Annotated in this window: 1 protein-coding gene; it reads right to left on the reverse strand. The window is 64.5% G+C overall.

The features are described from left to right. Positions 1-52: 52 nt before the first annotated feature. Positions 53-434 (reverse strand): DNA-directed RNA polymerase subunit alpha C-terminal domain-containing protein (locus tag AC1DHL_RS29935; RefSeq protein WP_478164358.1); only part of this gene is annotated, 382 nt, incomplete at its 5' end.

Raw genomic sequence — 434 nt, forward strand, 5'->3', positions numbered from 1 at the left:
CCCTTGGCGCGATGACAGGCGGGACCCCGTTGCCGGAATCCCGCGCCGCCAATTACTTCTCCAGACCTGCGGGCGGCCAGTTCTCGAGCTTCATGCCGAGCGTCAGGCCACGGGAGGCGAGGACTTCCTTGATCTCGTTCAGCGACTTGCGACCCAGGTTCGGGGTCTTGAGCAGTTCGTTCTCGGTACGCTGGATCAGATCGCCGATGTAGTAGATGTTTTCGGCCTTCAGGCAGTTGGCCGAACGCACCGTCAGCTCGAGGTCGTCCACCGGACGCAGCAGGATCGGATCGATCTGCGGCGTGCGGCTCGAGGCGGCCTCGGCGGCCGACTCGGTACCTTCCAGCGCGGCGAACACCGACAGCTGGTCAACCAGGATGCGGGCCGACTGACGAATCGCTTCCTCGGGCGAGATCACGCCGTCGGTTTCGATG

This window comes from Variovorax sp. 10L426 (assembly GCF_056395305.1).